Below are 17,334 nucleotides of genomic sequence, written 5' to 3'. Positions count from 1 at the left end.
AGAAATGGGCGAAATCATTGTTGTAACATCAGGAAAAGGGGGCGTCGGAAAAACGACGACCACAGCAAATATCGGCGCAGGGCTTGCTAAATTAGATAAAAAGGTTCTGGTCATCGATACAGACCTAGGGCTTCGTAATCTGGACGTAGTGATGGGGCTGGAGAATCGTATCGTCTACAATTTGGTAGATGTAATCGAAGGGAACTGCCGTCTGAAGCAGGCGTTGATCAAGGACAAAAGACATGAGAATCTGTATCTGCTTCCTTCAGCGCAGACAAAGGATAAAATGGCCGTATCCCCGGAGCAAATGCTGAAGCTCACCGCGCAGTTGAGAGAAGAGTATGATTATGTCCTTCTTGATTGTCCGGCAGGCATTGAACAGGGTTTTCAAAATGCGATCATCGGGGCTGACAGGGCATTGGTAGTGACCACGCCGGAAGTATCGGCTATCCGTGACGCCGACCGCATTATCGGTCTTTTGGAAGCCAATAAGCTGACCCATATGGATTTGGTCATCAACCGTATCCGGGTGGATATGGTCAAACGGGGGGATATGATGTCCATCGACGATGTGACAGAAATTTTATCCATCAATCTAATCGGAGCGATTCCCGATGATGAGCAGGTCGTCATCGGTACGAACCAAGGGGAACCTGTTATTGATATGGATTCACTGGCTGGGCAGGCATATGAGAACATTTGCCGGCGCATTGTCGGAGAAGAAGTTCCGTTCTTGGATTTAGAGAAGCAGCAAGGCTTTTTCAAGAAACTTTCTCATTTGTTCAAGAAGAATTAGGAGGAAGGAAGCCATGCATGTATTTGAAAATGAATCCCGCGGACCGTCCGTTCCGATTGCAAAAGAAAGACTGAAGGCATTGATCGTGACAGACCGTGTACAGTGCAAACCTGATACATATGAACTGTTGTACAAGGAATTATACCGTACAATTTCAAAATACATGAAAGTAACTGAAAATCAATTTGACGTGGACATAACCCGGTCAAAGATTTCTATCACATTAACAGGAGAAGAATCGTGAGATTACCTAAACCGACAAAACCATATCGTCTTAAAGAATATAAGTTCAATCTGGTAGTAACCGTACTGATCCTCAGTATTCTGGGAATCATGGTTATTGGCAGCGCAAAGCAGTCTGTACAGAACAAACAGATTATGGGACTAGTGATCGGCCTCGTTGCTATGGTCATTATATCTTTGATAGATTATGTATGGGTTCTTAATTTTTACTGGATTCTTTATGGGTTAAATATCATTATGCTTATACTTACCCTCGTTATCGGGGATACAGTCAACGGCGCAAAGCGCTGGATCAATCTTGGCTTTACAAGTGTCCAGCCTTCGGAATTATCAAAGTTGTTCTTGATTCTATTTTTTGCCAAATTTCTAATGGACCATCAGGAAGATATTAATTCCATGCGTACGATAATCACATCGGTGATTTTATTGATTCCTACACTGGTCTTGATTCTGGCCCAGCCAAACTTATCCACTACCATAACGATAGCGGTCGTCTTTTGCGTCGTTATGTATTTGGCCGGTCTGAGCTATAAGTTCATAGGAACAGTACTGGCGATTGCCATACCTGTGGCCGTGATTTTCATCAGCATTATTGTACAGCCCAACCAGCCGTTTCTGGAACCATACCAGCAGAAGCGTGTGCTTGCCTGGCTGGAGCCTGAGAAGTACGCCAGCGACGAGGCTTATCAGCAGAACAACTCTCTCATGGCCATTGGCTCGGGCCAGTTAAAGGGGAAGGGGCTGAATAATAATACGACGACTTCTGTGAAGAATGGCAACTTCATCTTGGAACCTCAGACTGATTTTATTTTTGCAATTGTTGGAGAAGAATTGGGCTTTGTGGGTTGCTGTATTGTCATAGGTCTGTTATTATTAATAGTAATACAATGTATTTTAATAGGCATAAAATCCCAAGATATGGCAGGGCGTATCATCTGCTGCGGGATAGCCACGCAGATAGGATTTCAAGGCTTTGTCAATATCAGCGTGGCGACAGGAATTTTCCCCAATACCGGTGTTCCGCTGCCCTTTGTAAGTTATGGGCTGACATCCCTTGTAACTCTTTACATGGGAATCGGAATCGTTCTGAATATTGGGCTCCAGCCTAAAAAATACCAGTAAAGGAGTGGACAAAATGAATATAGGACTCATTGCACATGATTCCAAAAAAACGCTGATGCAGAATTTTTGCATAGCTTATCGGGGGATTCTGAGCAAACACGAATTGTACGCGACAGGTACAACTGGAAGATTGATAGAGGAAGTGACAAATCTCTCTATCCACAAATATCTGGCAGGACCGCTTGGAGGGAAACAGCAGTTGGGAGCACAGATCGGGCAGAATGAAATTGACGCCCTGATTTTTCTCCGGGATCCATTTACTCCAAAGCCACACGAGCCAGATGTCAACGATGTGATTCAGCTATGCGATATGCATAATATTCCCATGGCGACCAATCTGGCGACAGCGGAGCTTATCGTATTGGCACTTGACCGAGGAGATTTAGACTGGCGTGAAATGTATAAATAAAACAAGAATAATTTTATTATCCGGTATGCTGGCAGCCGCCCTCTTTTTATCGGGGTGCAAAAAAGAAGACGAAGCGATTGTAGCCGCATACGAGGTTGAAAATTATAATCAAAATCTTTATCAGGGCTCTCTTTATGCAGAAAATCTGTGCGTGTCCGGCGAAAATGTTTCATTAGCTGAATACGCTGAAGATACGGGCGTACACGGAGCTGCCCTGTTCGATTTAAGCAACAACGACGTTCTTTATGCTTATCAAATGCATGACAAATTGTATCCAGCCAGTGTGACTAAGATCATGACAGCGCTTTTGGCGCTGGAGCACGGGAATCTGGAAGATTCGGTAACCATAAGCCAGACTGCCGCCGCGGCAAGTTTTCCGGCAGACGCTCAGGTCATTGGGCTTCAGCAGGGGGATACTTGGTCTTTGGAAGACCTTGTCTATGCACTTATGCTTTATTCGGGGAATGATGCAGCCACTGCTATCGCAGAGCATATTGCTGGCAGCGAAGAAGCGTTCGTGGAGATGATGAATGTACGGGCCGGAGAATTGATGGCCAACAATACACATTTTACCAATCCTCACGGACTTCATAATGATGAGCATTACACTACCGCTTATGACTTATATTTGATTTTCAATGAATGTATTCAAAATGAGACGTTTGTAAACATTATCGAAACAGAGTCTCATGATGTGGCATATACGCATGCAGATGGCACGACAGCTTCACTGACGGTTTTGCCGACCAACCTATACGCAAAAGGGGCGGTTGAGAGACCGGCGAACTGTACCATCGTCGGAGGGAAAACAGGGACTACCGGCGAAGCCGGATACTGTCTTATTTTGATGGAACGGGATTCACAGAATGCCCCGTATATTTCCATAGTGATGGGGGCATCGGATAAGCCAGCACTGTATGTTGATATGACATCCTTAATTGAGGCAATTCCCGGAACTAATCCCTAAATAGGGATTTGAGCGGATGAAATAAAACAGAGGGGCATCTCAAATGGGATACCCCTCTTCCTTATGAATCAGACATATTGCCAATACGGCCGAAAAGGCTAATCAGGTAGAGGCCGCAAAGTCCTACAATCGTATAGATGATACGAGATAGCCAGGACAGGTTGCCGAAGATATAAGCAACCAGGTCAAAACGGAAAATACCGACTAACAGCCAGTTGACAGCGCCAATAATTACAATCGTCAAAGATGTGTTATCAAACCATTTCATGTCAATTCCTCCTTATCTGGTTTCTATCGGTAGTATGTACACTTATTAGAAAAATATACAAATTAAAGAAATTTATACAGGGAAGAGAACGATGAAAATTTATTATCCATATTCTGAATATTTAAAAACTAAATATCATGAAAAAGTATATAAACTTCCCATCAATTTGCCGGTCACATGCCCCAATAGATTAGACGGCCGGGGATGTGCTTTTTGTGCCGGGGCCGGAACCGGATTCGAAGCGATGGACTCGGCCGTTGACGTGGCGGTTCAGATGCAGGTCACCCGCGATTTGATCGAGCAGAAATATCATGCGAAAAAGTTTATTGCGTATTTTCAAAACTATACAAATACCTTTCTGGAGCCCGAAAGATTTCGGACATACATGTATGAGGCCGCAGGGCAGAGAGATATCGTAGAGATATCGGTTTCCACAAGACCCGATTGTATTAAGACGGCATACCTTGATATACTGGAAGAGGTGCATCAAAAGACTGGTGTTGCTGTCAATCTGGAGCTGGGACTTCAAACGGCCAATTATCACACATTGGATAAAATCAACCGTGGACATGGTCTGGCTGAGTTTATCGATGGGGTGCTTCAGATAAAGGAGTATAGAGGGTTCACTATCTGTACCCATGTCATTCTCAATCTCCCCGGTGACACGCTGCGGGATGCGGAAGAAACTGCACGGATTCTCACTGCATTAAAAATAGATATTGTAAAGCTCCACTCACTGTATATTGCCAAAAACACAGAGTTGTGCGAATGGTACGAAAATGGTAGAATAGCAGTGTGCTCAAAAGAAGAGTATTTTGACCGGGTCATTGCTTTTTTAGAATTGATACCGGAAGGAATGGCCGTAGAAAGGCTTTTCAGCAGAGTTCCCGAGGAGGAGGCTGTATTTTCTAACTGGGGGACAAGCTGGTGGAAACTGAAAGATGAACTGATGGAAAGAATGGAAGGACAGCACAGCTATCAAGGCAAAAGATGCCATTATTTAGATGGAGCTGCGCTTACTGGGAGGTTATCGTTTGGCCGGTAATAATGATATTATCAATCTACAATCGTATAAAAAAAAGGGAGCATGGAATATAGGGCTGATTTTATTCGGCGTCGTATTTATTTATCTGGCCGTTACGGTCCTCACTTATCTTACAAAGGACCGGGTGGCCGTATATGAGGTGCGTGAGGGAAGTATCTTAAAAGATAATGCTTTTTCAGGTATTGTTATCCGGCAGGAGACTGTTGTACGGGCAGACAGTGACGGATATGTCAATTATTTCACGGAATCAGGAGAAAAGGCGGCAGTCGGTGCGAATATCTGTACCTTATCCCCTGAAAAGCTGGAAACTCCAGAAGAAGTACAGGAGAATCAGGAAGTGTCCCTCACGGCGGAGGAGTGGAACAATATCGCTCTGAAAGCGCAAGCCTTCAATGAGAGTTATGATTCCCAAAACTTTAAAACAGCTCAAAATCTAAAAACAGAAGTATCGGCGATCATTCAGAATAATACGGCTCAGAACCGTGCGACTCAGCTCAACACATTGCTTGAAAATGGACAGACAGAGGGGCTTTCGGTCTGTCAGGCACCGGATGACGGGGTGATAGAGTATGGCATAGACGGCTACGAGGATTTAAAGCTTAAGGACGTAGATGAGAGTTATCTTTCGAAGGAAGATTACACAAGAACAGAATATACAAACAATACCGAAGTCAAAGCAGGCGACCCTTTGTATAAGCTGATTACCAGCGAAGAATGGACGGTAGTAATCAAGCTGACGCCTGAGCTGGAAAAACAATACAATGAGATGTATGACGCAGATAAGCAAAAATACGCACAGGTAAAGTTCACCGAGGACAATCAGACCTTGCGGGCAAAATTAGATATCTATAATAGAGGAAAAGATGATGCCTATGGCTTTCTGACTTTTACCTCCTCCATGATACGTTATGCGGATGAACGGTTTGTTGACATTGAACTGATTTTGGAGGATGAATCCGGTCTTAAGATACCGAAGACATCCTTGACTTCTAAAGAGTTCTATGTAGTTCCTGAGTCCTACCTTACCACGGGCGGCGCCTCGAAGGAAAACGGCGTCATGCGTCAGACAAAGAGCAAAAATGGTAATGCGGCTACAGAATTTGTGGCAGCCACTGTATTCTACCGTGATTCGGTAGAAGGACTGGTCTATCTGGATAAGAATGTCCTGAAGGCGGGGGATATATTGGTGATGCCCGACTCTGGAGAGACAACAAAAGTCGGCGATTCCCGGAAGCTTCAGGGAGTTTATAATATCAACAAAGGCTACGCTGTATTTAAACAGGTCAATATTCTCTGCGAGAGCGAGGAATATTATATAGTAGAAGAAGGCAGCAGTTATGGACTTTCAAATTATGACCGCATTGCGCTGTATGGGAATTCTGTGCAGGAAAATGATGTGGTCACCCAGTAAGGAGTGACAAATATGGTAACTGAAAATTTAAGGGAAGTGGAAAAACGGGTACAGATGGCCTGTGAGCGCAGCGGACGCAGACGTGAGGAGGTCACACTGATTGCAGTGAGTAAAACTAAGCCGCTGGAGATGCTGCGGGAGGCTTACGAGGGCGGAGCAAGGTACTTTGGAGAAAATAAGGTGCAGGAACTGGTGGACAAGTATGAAGCAATGCCTTCAGATATACATTGGCAGATGATCGGACATCTGCAGAGAAATAAAGTCAAATATATCATTGACAAAGCAGAGCTCATCCACTCTGTAGATTCTCTGAGACTGGCAGAAAGTATCGACAAAGAAGCCGGTAAAAAGGGGCTTATTGCCAATGTGCTTTTAGAAGTGAATATGGCAAGGGAAGAGAGTAAGTTTGGAATCATGCCAGAAGAAGCTTTAGATTTTGTGAAGCAAATTGTCAGATTTCGCAATATAAAAGTAAATGGTTTAATGACAATAGCTCCCTTTGTTGATGATCCTGAGGAGAATCGCATACATTTTGCAAACTTACGAAAATTATCTGTTGACATTGGAAAGGAAAAAGTTAATAATGTTAATATGAGTATACTTTCCATGGGTATGACCAATGATTTTGAAGTTGCAATAGAAGAGGGAGCTACAATGGTCCGGGTAGGGACAGCAATCTTTGGTGAGAGAAGTTATGCTCATTAGAACCGATACCACAGATAGGAGTGTAAAAAGAAAAAATGGGAGTATTAGATAAGTTTTTAGACGTAATGAAGTTAAGTGATGACGACGATTACGAAGATGATGATTTCTTTGATGATGATTTTGAAGAAGAGGATGACTACGAGGAGAAGCCAAGAAGAAGTCTTTTTAATAAGAAAGAGAAACCATCTTACGAAGATGAGGACGACTTCGAGCCTAAGAGATCTTCCCGTTCTAATAATACAAAGGTTACGCCTATGCGGCAGCCGGCAGCCAGAAGAAGCGGCCCTGCCATGGAAGTATGCGTAATTAAGCCTAATAATGTAGATGATACAAGAGAGATTACGGAGACCTTATTGAGCGGAAGAACTGTAATACTGAATCTGGAAGGTATGGATTTAGAAATTGCGCAGCGTATTATCGACTTTACTTCCGGTGCTACATTTGCTATTGACGGTAACCTGCAGAAAATATCTAACTTTATTTTCCTTGTGACACCGGCTAATGTTGATATTTCTGGTGACCTTCAAGATTTACTGGGTTCTTCATTTGACGTGCCGTCGATTCAGAACCGTTATTAAGCATATGGAAAAAGAAGAAGTTTTACTGAGAAAGCGTCTGATAGAGCTTTCCAATCTCGCATATCAACGGGGGATTGTGATGCATTCCGATTTCCTGAATTTGAATGAATTGAATATTTTACATACAACGCCAAAGGAGCTGTTCCCTGCACCATACAGAACCTTTGGCGGATATGCGTTTTCAGAGCGTCAGATGGCAGCATTTCTACCTGATGCTTTTTATTTGTATACCCCGGAAGAAGAGTTCGAGTCTTCCTATCCTATCCGAACTATCCAGATTGCGCCGCTTCAGAAAAAGTTCGCAGAATCTTTGAGTCACAGGGATTATCTGGGCGCTCTTTTAAATCTCGGAATCGAGCGCTGCAAACTAGGAGACATTCTTGTAGAGGACACACAGGCTTTTCTATTTGTTTCTGAGACGCTGGCCGACTTCATTACCGATGAGCTGACGCGTGTCCGACACACGACGGTGATGGCTTCCATCTGCGGAAATGGGGAGTTCTTATATGAACCTAAATTCGAAGAAATAAAAGGGACTGTGGCTTCAGTGAGATTGGACAGCCTGCTGTCCCTTGCCTTTAACTCTTCCCGCAGTAAGCTTACCGCATTGATTGAAGGTGGCAAAGTCTATGTGAACGGCAAGCTGATTACGAGCAACGGGTATCAAGTAAAGGAGAACGATATCGTCTCTGTGCGGGGGCTTGGCAGATTTGCTTATAAAGGAATAATGTCCGAGACAAAGAAAGGCCGGTATTATGTGTCAGTTTATAAATACATTTAGCTGCATAGTATGCAGCCAGAAGGGATACGCTTTATGAAAAAGTCATCGTCTGTAAAATATTATCTCTCTGCATTGGCGGGATTGATACTTTTAGTTCTTGCCGATCAATTCACGAAACTCTTGGCAGTAAGACACTTGAAAAATCAAGAGAGTCTTGTGCTGGTGAAAGGTGTGTTCGAGCTTCATTACCTAGAAAACCGAGGAATGGCTTTCGGCCTGCTGCAAAATCAAAGAGGATTTTTTGTGATTGCCACCACACTGGCCCTTTTAGCCGCAGTATATTTTTATTACATTGTTCCGAAGACAAAGCGGTATTTTCCTATACAGATTTGTATTGTCTTTTTAACGGCAGGGGCATTGGGAAACTTTATTGACCGCATTCTTCTGGGGTATGTAGTGGATTTCTTTTATTTCTCACTGATTGATTTCCCGATTTTCAATGTTGCCGATATATATGTGACTGTCACCTTCGCCGTACTGGTACTCCTGATTTTCTTTTATTATAAGGAAGAGGATTTGGAAGTCTTTACCAGAAAATACAGAAAAGAACAGCGGGAGAATGAAAAATAGTGATGAAAACAGAAATGTTTCAAGTAGAAAAGGACGACGGGGAAAGAATCGATAAGTTTCTCTCAGGAGAGATGACGGACTTTTCCCGTTCTTATATCCAAAAGTTAATCAAGGAAGGCTGTGTACATGTAAATGGTGCGACGGTAAAAGCAAATTATAAGCTCAGTTTTGATGACAATATCTTGGTGGAAATTCCGGAACTTTCTGAACCGGACATCCTCCCTGAGGATATCCCTCTGGACATTTTGTATGAAGATGAAGACATTTTGATTGTCAACAAGCCAAAAGGGATGGTCGTACACCCCGCAGCAGGACATTACAGCGGCACATTGGTCAATGCCTTGATGTTTCACTGTAAAGATAATCTGTCTGGCATTAACGGTGTTATGAGGCCTGGTATTGTGCACCGCATCGATATGGATACAACAGGTTCTCTTCTTGTCTGCAAGAACGACATGGCACATCAGTCACTGGCTGAACAATTGAAAGAACATTCCATAAAGAGAGTGTACCACGCGATAGTCCACGGGAATCTAAAAGAGGATAAGGGAACGATAGACGCGCCTATTGGGAGGCATCCCACAGACCGCAAAAAGATGAGTGTTAATTATAAGAACGGAAGAGAAGCGGTTACCCATTATCAAGTATTAGAGCGTTTCGGCAGCTATACGTATATTGCCTGCCGGCTCGAGACTGGCCGCACTCACCAGATACGAGTCCACATGGCAAGTATTCACCATCCGCTTCTTGGGGACAGGGTCTACGGCCCTCAGAAATGCCCTTATCCGCTCACGGGACAGACTCTGCATGCAAAAATACTAGGTATCAGGCATCCCCGCACAGGCGAGTATATGGAGTTCGATGCTCCTTTACCCGAATATTTTGAGCTGCTTTTAGATAAATTGCATCATATTTCCTAAAAAAATCTATACATTCCCGGTGATGTGTTGTATAATGTGCATAAGACTTGAACATAGAATTGCATTAGAAGGAGTGTGACTGATATGAGCAATGTAAATACTATAATAACAATCGGACGTCAGTATGGAAGCGGCGGCAGGGAGATCGGTCAGAAGCTTGCGGCTGATTTGGGAATTAAGTTATACGATAAGGAAATGCTTGACCGTGCGGCGAAGGAAAGCGGAATCTGTCAGGAGCTGTTCGAGACTCATGATGAGAAACCTACCAACAGCTTTCTCTATTCCCTTGTGATGGATACATATTCTCTTGGATATTCCTCCGGCACATACAATGACATGCCGCTGAACCATAAAGTATTCCTCGCACAGTTCGACGCCATTAAGAAGATTGCAGATGAAGGCCCATGTATTCTTGTTGGACGCTGCGCAGATTATGCGCTGGAATCCTATGACAATGTGATGAGTGTCTTTATCCATGCCGATCTGGATGCCAGAGTCCGCAGAATCACCAGATTATATGACCTTACGGATGCCAAAGCAAAAGATACGATTCTTAAGACGGATAAGAAGCGCGCCAGCTATTATAATTACTATACCAATAAAAAGTGGGGCGACGTGGACAGCTACGATTTCAGCCTGAGCAGTTCAGAACTGGGAATCGACGGCACTGTGGCCGCACTGAAGGCACTGATAGAGCTTCGTGAAAATGTAACTGACAGAAAATTATAAAAAAATCCGGGAAAATATTCCCGGATTTTTTGTCTAGTAAAGATATCGTTAAAATACCATCTGCACAAGGAGCATATATAATATGGTTCCTCCGGCGATGGAAAGAAGCGTCTGCCGTTTCCATTTGTGAAGAATCATTACGAAGGCAACTGCTGTTAGCTCCGGAATCCCATGGCTGCCCCCAAAAAGTGTCACCCCTTTGAGGCTGTAGATGACCAGAAGTCCAAGGGCTGCCGCCGGGAGGACATTTCCTAAATATCGAATATATTTTGGAGTTTCCTTTCCCGCCGGAAAGAGCAGGAAAGGCAGAAACCGTGTAGTCATCGTCCCCAGTACAACGGCCGCTATCGTCAAAATCTGTTGTGTTACTGTCATTGGGCATCCCCCTCCTCATTTTTCTCCAGCTTCGGCCTTAAGGACGTCAATATAAGGAGTATAGCAATCATCGATGGTATAATAAAGTTTTCACTCCCGAATATCAGCAGACAGAGCAGCGAAGCAGACAAGCCAATCAGCCCGCTTGTATGGTTTCGTTCCTTTTCCCACTGCTCCATGAATATCACCACGAAGAGGGCAATCATGACGAAATCAAGCCCTTTTGTGTTAAAGCGTATAAAGTTCCCGGCCAGCCCTCCTAAAGTGGCTCCTAAGACCCAATAACACTGATTCAGCAAGGTCACAAAGAACATGAACCAGCCTTTATCGATACCGTCCGGTATATTGGCAGTACAATTGATAGAAAAGGATTCGTCGCACATGCCAAATATCAAATACCATCTCTTTTTCCCCGTGTCCTTATATTTGTCCAGCATGGAGATGCCATAAAACAAATGTCTGGCGTTGACCATCAATGTCAGGAAAAAAGCTCCCACAGGTGCAAAGGGCGCCAGTAAAAGCCGACCTGTCACGAACTCCATCGAGCCTGCAAAAATGGTAAGACTCATAAGAATCGGATAGACTGCCGAGAATCCGTAGGCATGCATATAAAATCCATATGCGATTCCTAAAAATGTAAATCCCGCCAAAATAGGGATTGTAAAAGGAAAAGCCGCCCGCAGCGCAGCGGCAATTTTCCCTCTTGACTGCTTGTCCTTTGTATTCATGAAAAAGCCCCTTCTCATTCCAAAATTATGTTAGCGGATATTCGGTATCCGCTCCGGCCACCCTTGAATATTTCCGTTCAAAATGGCCGTGAACATCCTGTTTTTTGCGCCGGGATGCTCCAGATTCAAATCCCGCACCAGTTCCTTGGCATACTGCCGTTTCGTGTATCCGTCAATGGGACAGCGGCTCTTTACGACCGGAAGATTATATTTGTGCTGAAAACCAATCACATCCATCTCATCGACAAACATCATGGGGCGGATGACAGTAAGATCCATCCGGTCAAGATAAGTACGTGGGGAAAATGAGTGGAATCGCCCTTCAAATATCAATGACAGGAGCATTGTCTCGATAATATCATCTTTGTGGTGGGCATAGGCTATCTTATTGCATCCCATCTCTTTCACCGCCTCATTGAGCGCGCCTTTCCGCATTTTGGCACACAGGGAGCAGGGATTTTTTTCCTTTCGCTCTTCAAAAAGTATATGTGCAATATCCGTCTTGACAATCTTGTAGGGTACTTCCAATTCACGGCATAATTCCACTACGGGAGTGAAATCACATTTTTCATAACCCAGATCTACCGTTATAGCGCTGAGTTCGAACTTATTGGGATAAAAACGTTTCAATCCATGCATTGCATACAGAAGGGTAAGACTGTCTTTGCCCCCGGAAACTCCCACCGCGATATGGTCTCCTTCGTCAATCATTCCATATTCATCCACTGCTTTGCGTGTAAAACTTAGTAACTGTTGTAATTTCATATTTTTTCCGCCTTATATACTATATTTCCGTCATTTATGTTACCGTATAATCCGCAGAAAAACAAGCACAAATGTTGCCACCGGACATATTAAATGCTAAAATAAGCTTACCGCAGACAGAGGAGAGGAGGGCCGCTATGTTTGGCAGGAAAGTAGAAGTAATCATGACATTTGAACCGGAAAAATATGTAAAGGCAAAAAATATCCTTGAAGCCCATCAAATTCCGTATACTACAAAAATGAGGAATAATAGCGAAAGCTATAGACATAATATGGTGGGACGATTCGGGGAAAATACTGCCGCCAGTACGCAGTACCAAATTTTAGTGGATAAGGATAAACAGGAAGAGGCGACCTATTTTTTGAACAGTGAACTGTGGCATGAATAGCGAGAGATAAACTACATCAAAGGAGATACTAAGTATATATGAAATTTGTAATTCAGAGAGTAACACAAGCAGATGTAACGGTAGGAGATAAGGTAATCGGTAAGATTGGTAAGGGCTTCTTAGTGCTGATCGGAGTCGGACAGCAAGACACGAAAGAAATCGCCGATAAAATGATTAAAAAAATGGTGGGGCTGCGTATCTTTGAGGACGAGAACGGAAAAACGAATCTGGCGCTGAAGGATGTGGATGGAGAGATGCTTCTTATTTCACAGTTCACCCTTTATGCCAATTGTAAAAAGGGCAATCGGCCCAGCTTTATAGAGGCAGGAGCTCCTGACATGGCAAATGAAATGTATGAATACATCATTGAAGAGTGTAAAAAGAGTGTTCCCATCGTAGAACGCGGAAGCTTTGGGGCCGAGATGAGGGTCAGCCTTGTAAATGACGGCCCGTTCACGATTGTCCTTGATTCGGAACAAATTTGTTAGTATTCCAAATTTTGTCTTTGGTCAATCGCCGGCTATAATGTATAATAAAAAAGTAAGCACTATGAAAGAAAGCGGGGAATATTTTGGAATGAGTTATGAAATGTTAAATGAAAAGCTGTTGGAGCTGCAGGATGAGATGATTGCGGCAATACAGCAAAATATGAGAATCGAGAGTGTAAAAGGAGAACCCCTTCCGGACGCCCCTTATGGCGCCGGTCCGAAAGCGGCACTTGATGATATGCTTGCATTGGGTGAGAAGCTTGGCTTTAGAACCGGACATGCAGATAACCGTATTGGATGGATCGAGTATGGAGACGGCGAGGAGATGGTCGGTATCCTTGGACATATCGACGTAGTGCCGGCTGGAGAAGGCTGGAAATATCCGGCGTATGGCGCGGAGATTCATGACGGCGTGCTATGGGGACGGGGATGTCTTGATGATAAAGGCCCTACGATCGGCGCGGTTTATGCCCTGAAGGCCATCAGGGACTTGGAACTGCCAATCGACCGAAGAATTCGTGTCATTTTTGGAGCAGATGAAGAAAGCGGCTCCTCCTGTGTAAAATATTATGTAGAGAATGGATATGAGATGCCCACAATTGGATTCACACCGGATGCAGAGTTTCCGGCCATTTTCTATGAAAAGGGAATGTCAAATTTTATAGCCGGCTCTAAAGTATACGATAAGGGCGAGATAGAAGTAGAATATTTCGGGGGCGGGATTGCCGCCAATATTGTGACACCGGCATGTAAGCTGATTGTCAACGGCTCTATCAAAGTCACACCGGCCGAAGGGGTTACAGTGACAGAGGCGGACGGTAAAACGATCGTGGAGGCTGTCGGCGCCAGTGCACATGGAAGCACGCCACATTTAGGTAAAAATGCTGCCGTCATGCTTTTAAATGCCGTCAAAGACAATGAATTCGGTGGTGATTTCCAGCAGCTTATGGACTTTATCTTAGAAAAAGTGGGCACAGAGACGAACGGCAGATTCCTTGGCGTCTATTATGCCGATGAAGAGACCGGAGAGACAACGGTGAATCTAGGTATCGTAGAGTATGACGGCGAAGCCCTTAAATTCACATTGGACGTGCGCTATCCGAAAAATGCGGATCCGGAAGTTGTGGACGATATGATAATCAATCATATCAACAGCTATACTTTCGACGTATTGAAGAAAGCAAATGCCAAATCCTTGTATGTACCAAAAGATTCTGAACTTGTCACAAAGCTGGTGAAGGTGTATGAGGCGGAGACGGGCCAGAAGGAAGAGCCGATTGCCATAGGAGGAGGAACCTATGCAAAGGAATTTCCAAATATGGTAGCTTTCGGTCCTCAATTCCCGGGAGATCCGGATGTTATCCATCAGCCGAATGAGCGGGTGGAACTTGATAAACTGATGAAATCCATACAGATTACCGCAGCTGCGATGTACGAATTGGCACAAAAATAAAAAACTGTATTTGAAGCCTGAAATCCTGTATTTCAGGCTTCATTTATTGAAAGCGGGAAGATGTTTGGCTATAATGATACTAACAAACGAGGAGGACATAAGCAATGTACCGAATTGCTATTTGCGATGACAATAAGGAGATGCGTAGATTTATAAAAAACGCAGTGGCAAAGGCAGGAGATATCTTTCAAGTCACGGAATATGAGGACGGAAGACAGTTGATTCAGAATTATACCGGTTGTGACATCCTGTTCTTAGATATTGACATGCCTGCTCTGAACGGGATTGATGCCGCTTTTACACTTCGCCGCTCAGATAAAAAAGTGAAGATTATCTATGTGACTGGATATGCGGACTATATGCGCAAATCCTTTGAGGTTCATCCTTTCTCCTTTCTCATTAAACCAGTGTCAGTGGAGAAAATCATACGACAGTTAAAAGAAGCTGTCTGTTATGACACTAAGGAGGATAATGAACAGAAACTACGTTTCCGCACAGATAAGGGGGCAGAAGAATTCCTAATCTCAGATATTTATTATCTGGAATATCAAAACAGGAAAATCCGGATGGCCACCCGCCGGGGAGATTATATATTAAAAGGTCATATAACTGAACTTGCTCAAAATATGTCTGCATACGGATTTGCCTGCCCTCATAAAAGTTTTTCTGTGAATCTGTATTATGTAAAAGCGATTAAGGGTTACGATATTCATATGCTGAATGGGGATTTGATTCCTCTTTCCCAAAAGCGTTCTACAGAATTTCGTAATATATTAGGAAATTTCCAAGCAGATTTTATATAAAAGCACAAGCTAAGGAGGGCCGGCAATGGGATGGGTGGAAGCGGCAAACTGGAATTTCATTCTCACAATAGCAGAAAATGTTGTAATTATACTGTGTACATGGTATTTTGTCAGTCATATCGAGGTGGAAAGAAGTAAGAAAGCATTTGTAAGAGCGGCGGCGTTTTTGGCATATGGCGCCGGACAGTTTGCACTCAGCAATTATTTGTCAAATGCAGGTTATGGGAGCCTAGGCATACTTGCCTTTATGATTGCGGCTACACTTTCTATCGGGTTTTATCTTTATAACAGCCGCAGAATGTACCTGTTCTACTATTTTTTATTCCCGATCAGTATTTTTATTACACAGACTCTTGTATCATACACTGCATTTAGCTACAACATTGCACGGTGGGGGCTTGTGGCCTTCGATTATTATAACGATAACATTGCACTCATCACCAGAATCCTGTCCATTCTCCTTTTGACAGGCGCATGGGTACTTCTGGTCAACAGAAAAAAGTATGAGAATGTAACAAAACTGCAGTTTGCGGGATTATTTCTCCCTCCTTTGTTCAGCATATTTATCATAGTGTCTTTGATTATACTTGGTAATATTTATGTACAGATGTACGGGGCTTTCTTAATTGTTGTCAACATTACCTTACTTGTATTGATGAATCTCTATATTTTATATCTGTTCTCTTACTTGTCAAGGAACAGGAAACTGAAAGATGAGCTGGAAATCCTCAGCAGACAGAGAGAGCTGCAATATAGCTATTATGAAAGTCTGGAAAGGAAATATCAGGCGTCAAGACAGCTTATACATGATATGAGAAATCATCTGCAGGCGATGGAATCCCTCGTTCAGGAAAGCGAGGGGGAGGCTGCCCGAGGCTATGCTGAGGATATGTATCAAATGTTGAACGCACTTGGAAGGACTCAGTATAGTGATAACAAGATGTTAAATATTATTTTGAATGATAAAGCAGAGCGCGCCAAGTCCTCTGGTATTGAGCTGGATGTTGAATTGAGCCATATCCCCTTGAACCAGATGAAAGATATTGATATTACTACTATATTTGCCAATCTTTTTGACAATGCCATTGAGGCTGCCGCTCAGGCAGGGCCCGATAAATATATTAAAATGAGAGCCGGTACATTCCATGATTTTGCGGTGATTAAAATCCAAAATTCTATGCCGCCTCAGATAAAGGGAAGGAACAAGAAGGCAGGGCATATGGGAATCGGTTTGGAAAACGTGCGGCAGACACTGAAAAAATACGGTGGAGGAATACAGACAGATTCCTGCGGCAGTGAGTATAAGGTCAGCTTAACTATACCTATAAACACACATAAAGAAAATGAGGAAGGATGTGACAAACATGAAAAAGAAATTTAGAGCCATAGCAGCATTCGTGCTGTGTCTTGCCTGTTTATCGGGATGTAAAGGGACAGATAAACTATCGGATGAATATGACGCAGATGAACTGAAGGAAGCCGCCAAGGAAGTAATTGAGCTAGTCAATGCCAAAGATTATAAAACTTTGACAGACACATGGTGGAGCGCACAGATGAACGCCGTGATACCCGCAGAAAAAATGGCGTCGGACATTGGGCCTGTCATCGATGAATTGGGAGCGTTTGTATCCTTTGACAAAGAGGCGGTCACCGGAAGCACAGACAAGGATACGGATCAGGAATTTGGAGTTGCCATTGTCAAAGTTAAATATGAGAACCGCAGTGCACAATATACGATATCCTTCAACAAAGATATGCAGGTAGCGGGTTTTTATATCAAATAAAGACA

The 17,334-nt window shown here is 43.5% G+C and carries 23 protein-coding genes; 19 read left to right on the top strand and 4 right to left on the bottom strand.

Going from position 1 to position 17,334, the window contains the following annotated elements:
* The first annotated feature begins 4 nt into the window (after nt 1-4).
* From minD to BN6465_RS05320, 5 genes are read left to right on the top strand one after another with little or no spacing between them, the layout of a single operon-like run.
* Nucleotides 5-796, top strand: a complete 792-nt coding sequence (gene minD, locus BN6465_RS05340) for a septum site-determining protein MinD (protein ID WP_066732414.1) — start codon at nt 5-7, stop codon at nt 794-796.
* Nucleotides 797-809: 13 nt separating this feature from the next.
* Nucleotides 810-1,040, top strand: coding sequence for a cell division topological specificity factor MinE (locus tag BN6465_RS05335; RefSeq protein WP_066732412.1), 231 nt, complete (start codon nt 810-812; stop codon nt 1,038-1,040).
* Entirely contained in the window at nt 1,037-2,161 is a 1,125-nt protein-coding gene (locus BN6465_RS05330) for an FtsW/RodA/SpoVE family cell cycle protein (protein WP_066732411.1), read from the top strand. Before BN6465_RS05335 ends, BN6465_RS05330 begins: the two co-directional genes overlap by 4 nt.
* A gap of 13 nt (nt 2,162-2,174) precedes the next feature.
* Nucleotides 2,175-2,570, top strand: a complete 396-nt coding sequence (locus BN6465_RS05325; protein WP_066732410.1) for a methylglyoxal synthase — start codon at nt 2,175-2,177, stop codon at nt 2,568-2,570.
* Nucleotides 2,554-3,537: a D-alanyl-D-alanine carboxypeptidase family protein gene (locus tag BN6465_RS05320; RefSeq protein WP_227183236.1), complete on the top strand. Its 984-nt coding sequence runs from the start codon at nt 2,554-2,556 to the stop codon at nt 3,535-3,537. Before BN6465_RS05325 ends, BN6465_RS05320 begins: the two co-directional genes overlap by 17 nt.
* Before the next feature lie 61 nt (nt 3,538-3,598).
* On the opposite strand, the gene BN6465_RS05315 is transcribed toward BN6465_RS05320, so the two are convergent.
* The gene (locus BN6465_RS05315) at nt 3,599-3,805 is read right to left on the bottom strand and encodes a DUF378 domain-containing protein (RefSeq protein WP_066732408.1); all 207 of its coding nucleotides are present in this window, start codon (nt 3,803-3,805) and stop codon (nt 3,599-3,601) included.
* Between the two features lie 91 nt (nt 3,806-3,896).
* Here BN6465_RS05315 and BN6465_RS05310 point away from each other — a divergent pair, with 91 nt between their 5' ends.
* The 8 genes from BN6465_RS05310 to BN6465_RS05275 all read left to right on the top strand — a co-directional run bounded on the left by BN6465_RS05310 (nt 3,897) and on the right by BN6465_RS05275 (nt 10,544).
* Nucleotides 3,897-4,850, top strand: a complete 954-nt coding sequence (locus tag BN6465_RS05310) for a TIGR01212 family radical SAM protein (RefSeq protein ID WP_066732405.1) — start codon at nt 3,897-3,899, stop codon at nt 4,848-4,850.
* A complete protein-coding gene (locus BN6465_RS05305; RefSeq protein ID WP_227183234.1) occupies nt 4,840-6,261 on the top strand; it encodes an HlyD family efflux transporter periplasmic adaptor subunit in 1,422 nt (473 codons plus the stop codon). The genes BN6465_RS05310 and BN6465_RS05305 overlap by 11 nt, the downstream gene beginning before the upstream one ends.
* Nucleotides 6,262-6,273: 12 nt before the next feature.
* Complete coding sequence (locus tag BN6465_RS05300; RefSeq protein WP_066732401.1) at nt 6,274-6,966, top strand: YggS family pyridoxal phosphate-dependent enzyme; 693 nt, start codon at nt 6,274-6,276, stop codon at nt 6,964-6,966.
* A gap of 35 nt (nt 6,967-7,001) precedes the next feature.
* Nucleotides 7,002-7,544, top strand: coding sequence for a cell division protein SepF (locus tag BN6465_RS05295; RefSeq protein WP_066732399.1), 543 nt, complete (start codon nt 7,002-7,004; stop codon nt 7,542-7,544).
* Between the two features lie 4 nt (nt 7,545-7,548).
* Nucleotides 7,549-8,325, top strand: a complete 777-nt coding sequence (locus tag BN6465_RS05290) for a YlmH family RNA-binding protein (protein WP_066732397.1) — start codon at nt 7,549-7,551, stop codon at nt 8,323-8,325.
* A gap of 33 nt (nt 8,326-8,358) precedes the next feature.
* Nucleotides 8,359-8,895, top strand: a complete 537-nt coding sequence (gene lspA / locus BN6465_RS05285) for a signal peptidase II (protein WP_066732396.1) — start codon at nt 8,359-8,361, stop codon at nt 8,893-8,895.
* 2 nt (nt 8,896-8,897) lie between these two features.
* Nucleotides 8,898-9,815, top strand: coding sequence for an RluA family pseudouridine synthase (locus tag BN6465_RS05280; RefSeq protein WP_066732395.1), 918 nt, complete (start codon nt 8,898-8,900; stop codon nt 9,813-9,815).
* Between the two features lie 84 nt (nt 9,816-9,899).
* Nucleotides 9,900-10,544 (top strand): cytidylate kinase-like family protein, encoded by a 645-nt coding sequence (locus BN6465_RS05275; protein WP_066732393.1) that lies wholly within the window; start codon nt 9,900-9,902, stop codon nt 10,542-10,544.
* A gap of 48 nt (nt 10,545-10,592) precedes the next feature.
* On the opposite strand, the gene BN6465_RS05270 is transcribed toward BN6465_RS05275, so the two are convergent.
* From BN6465_RS05270 to BN6465_RS05260, 3 genes are read right to left on the bottom strand one after another with little or no spacing between them, the layout of a single operon-like run.
* Nucleotides 10,593-10,919 (bottom strand): branched-chain amino acid transporter permease, encoded by a 327-nt coding sequence (locus tag BN6465_RS05270; RefSeq protein ID WP_066732391.1) that lies wholly within the window; start codon nt 10,917-10,919, stop codon nt 10,593-10,595.
* On the bottom strand, nt 10,916-11,647 hold the full coding sequence (gene azlC, locus BN6465_RS05265; protein WP_066732389.1) for an azaleucine resistance protein AzlC: 732 nt from the start codon (nt 11,645-11,647) through the stop codon (nt 10,916-10,918). Before azlC ends, BN6465_RS05270 begins: the two co-directional genes overlap by 4 nt.
* Nucleotides 11,648-11,677: 30 nt before the next feature.
* Nucleotides 11,678-12,412, bottom strand: coding sequence for a tRNA 2-thiocytidine biosynthesis TtcA family protein (locus tag BN6465_RS05260; protein ID WP_066732387.1), 735 nt, complete (start codon nt 12,410-12,412; stop codon nt 11,678-11,680).
* A gap of 137 nt (nt 12,413-12,549) precedes the next feature.
* Between BN6465_RS05260 and BN6465_RS05255 the strand changes: the two genes are divergently transcribed.
* From BN6465_RS05255 to BN6465_RS05230, 6 genes are all read left to right on the top strand, one after another.
* On the top strand, nt 12,550-12,801 hold the full coding sequence (locus BN6465_RS05255) for a hypothetical protein (protein ID WP_066732385.1): 252 nt from the start codon (nt 12,550-12,552) through the stop codon (nt 12,799-12,801).
* A gap of 38 nt (nt 12,802-12,839) precedes the next feature.
* Nucleotides 12,840-13,289, top strand: a complete 450-nt coding sequence (dtd, locus tag BN6465_RS05250; RefSeq protein WP_066732383.1) for a D-aminoacyl-tRNA deacylase — start codon at nt 12,840-12,842, stop codon at nt 13,287-13,289.
* A gap of 61 nt (nt 13,290-13,350) precedes the next feature.
* Complete coding sequence (gene pepV / locus BN6465_RS05245) at nt 13,351-14,742, top strand: dipeptidase PepV (protein ID WP_227183232.1); 1,392 nt, start codon at nt 13,351-13,353, stop codon at nt 14,740-14,742.
* A gap of 104 nt (nt 14,743-14,846) precedes the next feature.
* The gene (locus BN6465_RS05240; RefSeq protein WP_066732381.1) at nt 14,847-15,545 is read left to right on the top strand and encodes a LytR/AlgR family response regulator transcription factor; all 699 of its coding nucleotides are present in this window, start codon (nt 14,847-14,849) and stop codon (nt 15,543-15,545) included.
* A 25-nt stretch (nt 15,546-15,570) separates the two neighbouring features.
* On the top strand, nt 15,571-16,926 hold the full coding sequence (locus BN6465_RS05235; protein WP_066732379.1) for a sensor histidine kinase: 1,356 nt from the start codon (nt 15,571-15,573) through the stop codon (nt 16,924-16,926).
* Nucleotides 16,910-17,329 (top strand): DUF3887 domain-containing protein, encoded by a 420-nt coding sequence (locus BN6465_RS05230; protein ID WP_066732377.1) that lies wholly within the window; start codon nt 16,910-16,912, stop codon nt 17,327-17,329. Before BN6465_RS05235 ends, BN6465_RS05230 begins: the two co-directional genes overlap by 17 nt.
* Nucleotides 17,330-17,334: the final 5 nt, after the last annotated feature.

The organism is Bariatricus massiliensis (assembly GCF_900086725.1).
Lineage (GTDB): Bacteria > Bacillota > Clostridia > Lachnospirales > Lachnospiraceae > Allocoprococcus > Allocoprococcus massiliensis.
This window is presented reverse-complemented; position numbering and strand designations above follow the sequence as displayed.

Excerpts from the sequence above, each read along its gene's own strand:
- minD (WP_066732414.1), top strand. The coding sequence starts at position 5 with ATGGGCGAAATCATTGTTGTAACATCAGGAAAAGGGGGCGTCGGAAAA.
- BN6465_RS05335 (WP_066732412.1), top strand. The coding sequence starts at position 810 with ATGCATGTATTTGAAAATGAATCCCGCGGACCGTCCGTTCCGATTGCA.
- BN6465_RS05325 (WP_066732410.1), top strand. The coding sequence starts at position 2,175 with ATGAATATAGGACTCATTGCACATGATTCCAAAAAAACGCTGATGCAG.
- BN6465_RS05315 (WP_066732408.1), bottom strand. The coding sequence starts at position 3,805 with ATGAAATGGTTTGATAACACATCTTTGACGATTGTAATTATTGGCGCT.
- BN6465_RS05310 (WP_066732405.1), top strand. The coding sequence starts at position 3,897 with ATGAAAATTTATTATCCATATTCTGAATATTTAAAAACTAAATATCAT.
- BN6465_RS05300 (WP_066732401.1), top strand. The coding sequence starts at position 6,274 with ATGGTAACTGAAAATTTAAGGGAAGTGGAAAAACGGGTACAGATGGCC.
- BN6465_RS05295 (WP_066732399.1), top strand. The coding sequence starts at position 7,002 with ATGGGAGTATTAGATAAGTTTTTAGACGTAATGAAGTTAAGTGATGAC.
- BN6465_RS05290 (WP_066732397.1), top strand. The coding sequence starts at position 7,549 with ATGGAAAAAGAAGAAGTTTTACTGAGAAAGCGTCTGATAGAGCTTTCC.
- lspA (WP_066732396.1), top strand. The coding sequence starts at position 8,359 with ATGAAAAAGTCATCGTCTGTAAAATATTATCTCTCTGCATTGGCGGGA.
- BN6465_RS05280 (WP_066732395.1), top strand. The coding sequence starts at position 8,898 with ATGAAAACAGAAATGTTTCAAGTAGAAAAGGACGACGGGGAAAGAATC.
- BN6465_RS05275 (WP_066732393.1), top strand. The coding sequence starts at position 9,900 with ATGAGCAATGTAAATACTATAATAACAATCGGACGTCAGTATGGAAGC.
- BN6465_RS05270 (WP_066732391.1), bottom strand. The coding sequence starts at position 10,919 with ATGACAGTAACACAACAGATTTTGACGATAGCGGCCGTTGTACTGGGG.
- azlC (WP_066732389.1), bottom strand. The coding sequence starts at position 11,647 with ATGAATACAAAGGACAAGCAGTCAAGAGGGAAAATTGCCGCTGCGCTG.
- BN6465_RS05260 (WP_066732387.1), bottom strand. The coding sequence starts at position 12,412 with ATGAAATTACAACAGTTACTAAGTTTTACACGCAAAGCAGTGGATGAA.
- BN6465_RS05255 (WP_066732385.1), top strand. The coding sequence starts at position 12,550 with ATGTTTGGCAGGAAAGTAGAAGTAATCATGACATTTGAACCGGAAAAA.
- dtd (WP_066732383.1), top strand. The coding sequence starts at position 12,840 with ATGAAATTTGTAATTCAGAGAGTAACACAAGCAGATGTAACGGTAGGA.
- pepV (WP_227183232.1), top strand. The coding sequence starts at position 13,351 with ATGAAAGAAAGCGGGGAATATTTTGGAATGAGTTATGAAATGTTAAAT.
- BN6465_RS05240 (WP_066732381.1), top strand. The coding sequence starts at position 14,847 with ATGTACCGAATTGCTATTTGCGATGACAATAAGGAGATGCGTAGATTT.
- BN6465_RS05235 (WP_066732379.1), top strand. The coding sequence starts at position 15,571 with ATGGGATGGGTGGAAGCGGCAAACTGGAATTTCATTCTCACAATAGCA.
- BN6465_RS05230 (WP_066732377.1), top strand. The coding sequence starts at position 16,910 with ATGAAAAAGAAATTTAGAGCCATAGCAGCATTCGTGCTGTGTCTTGCC.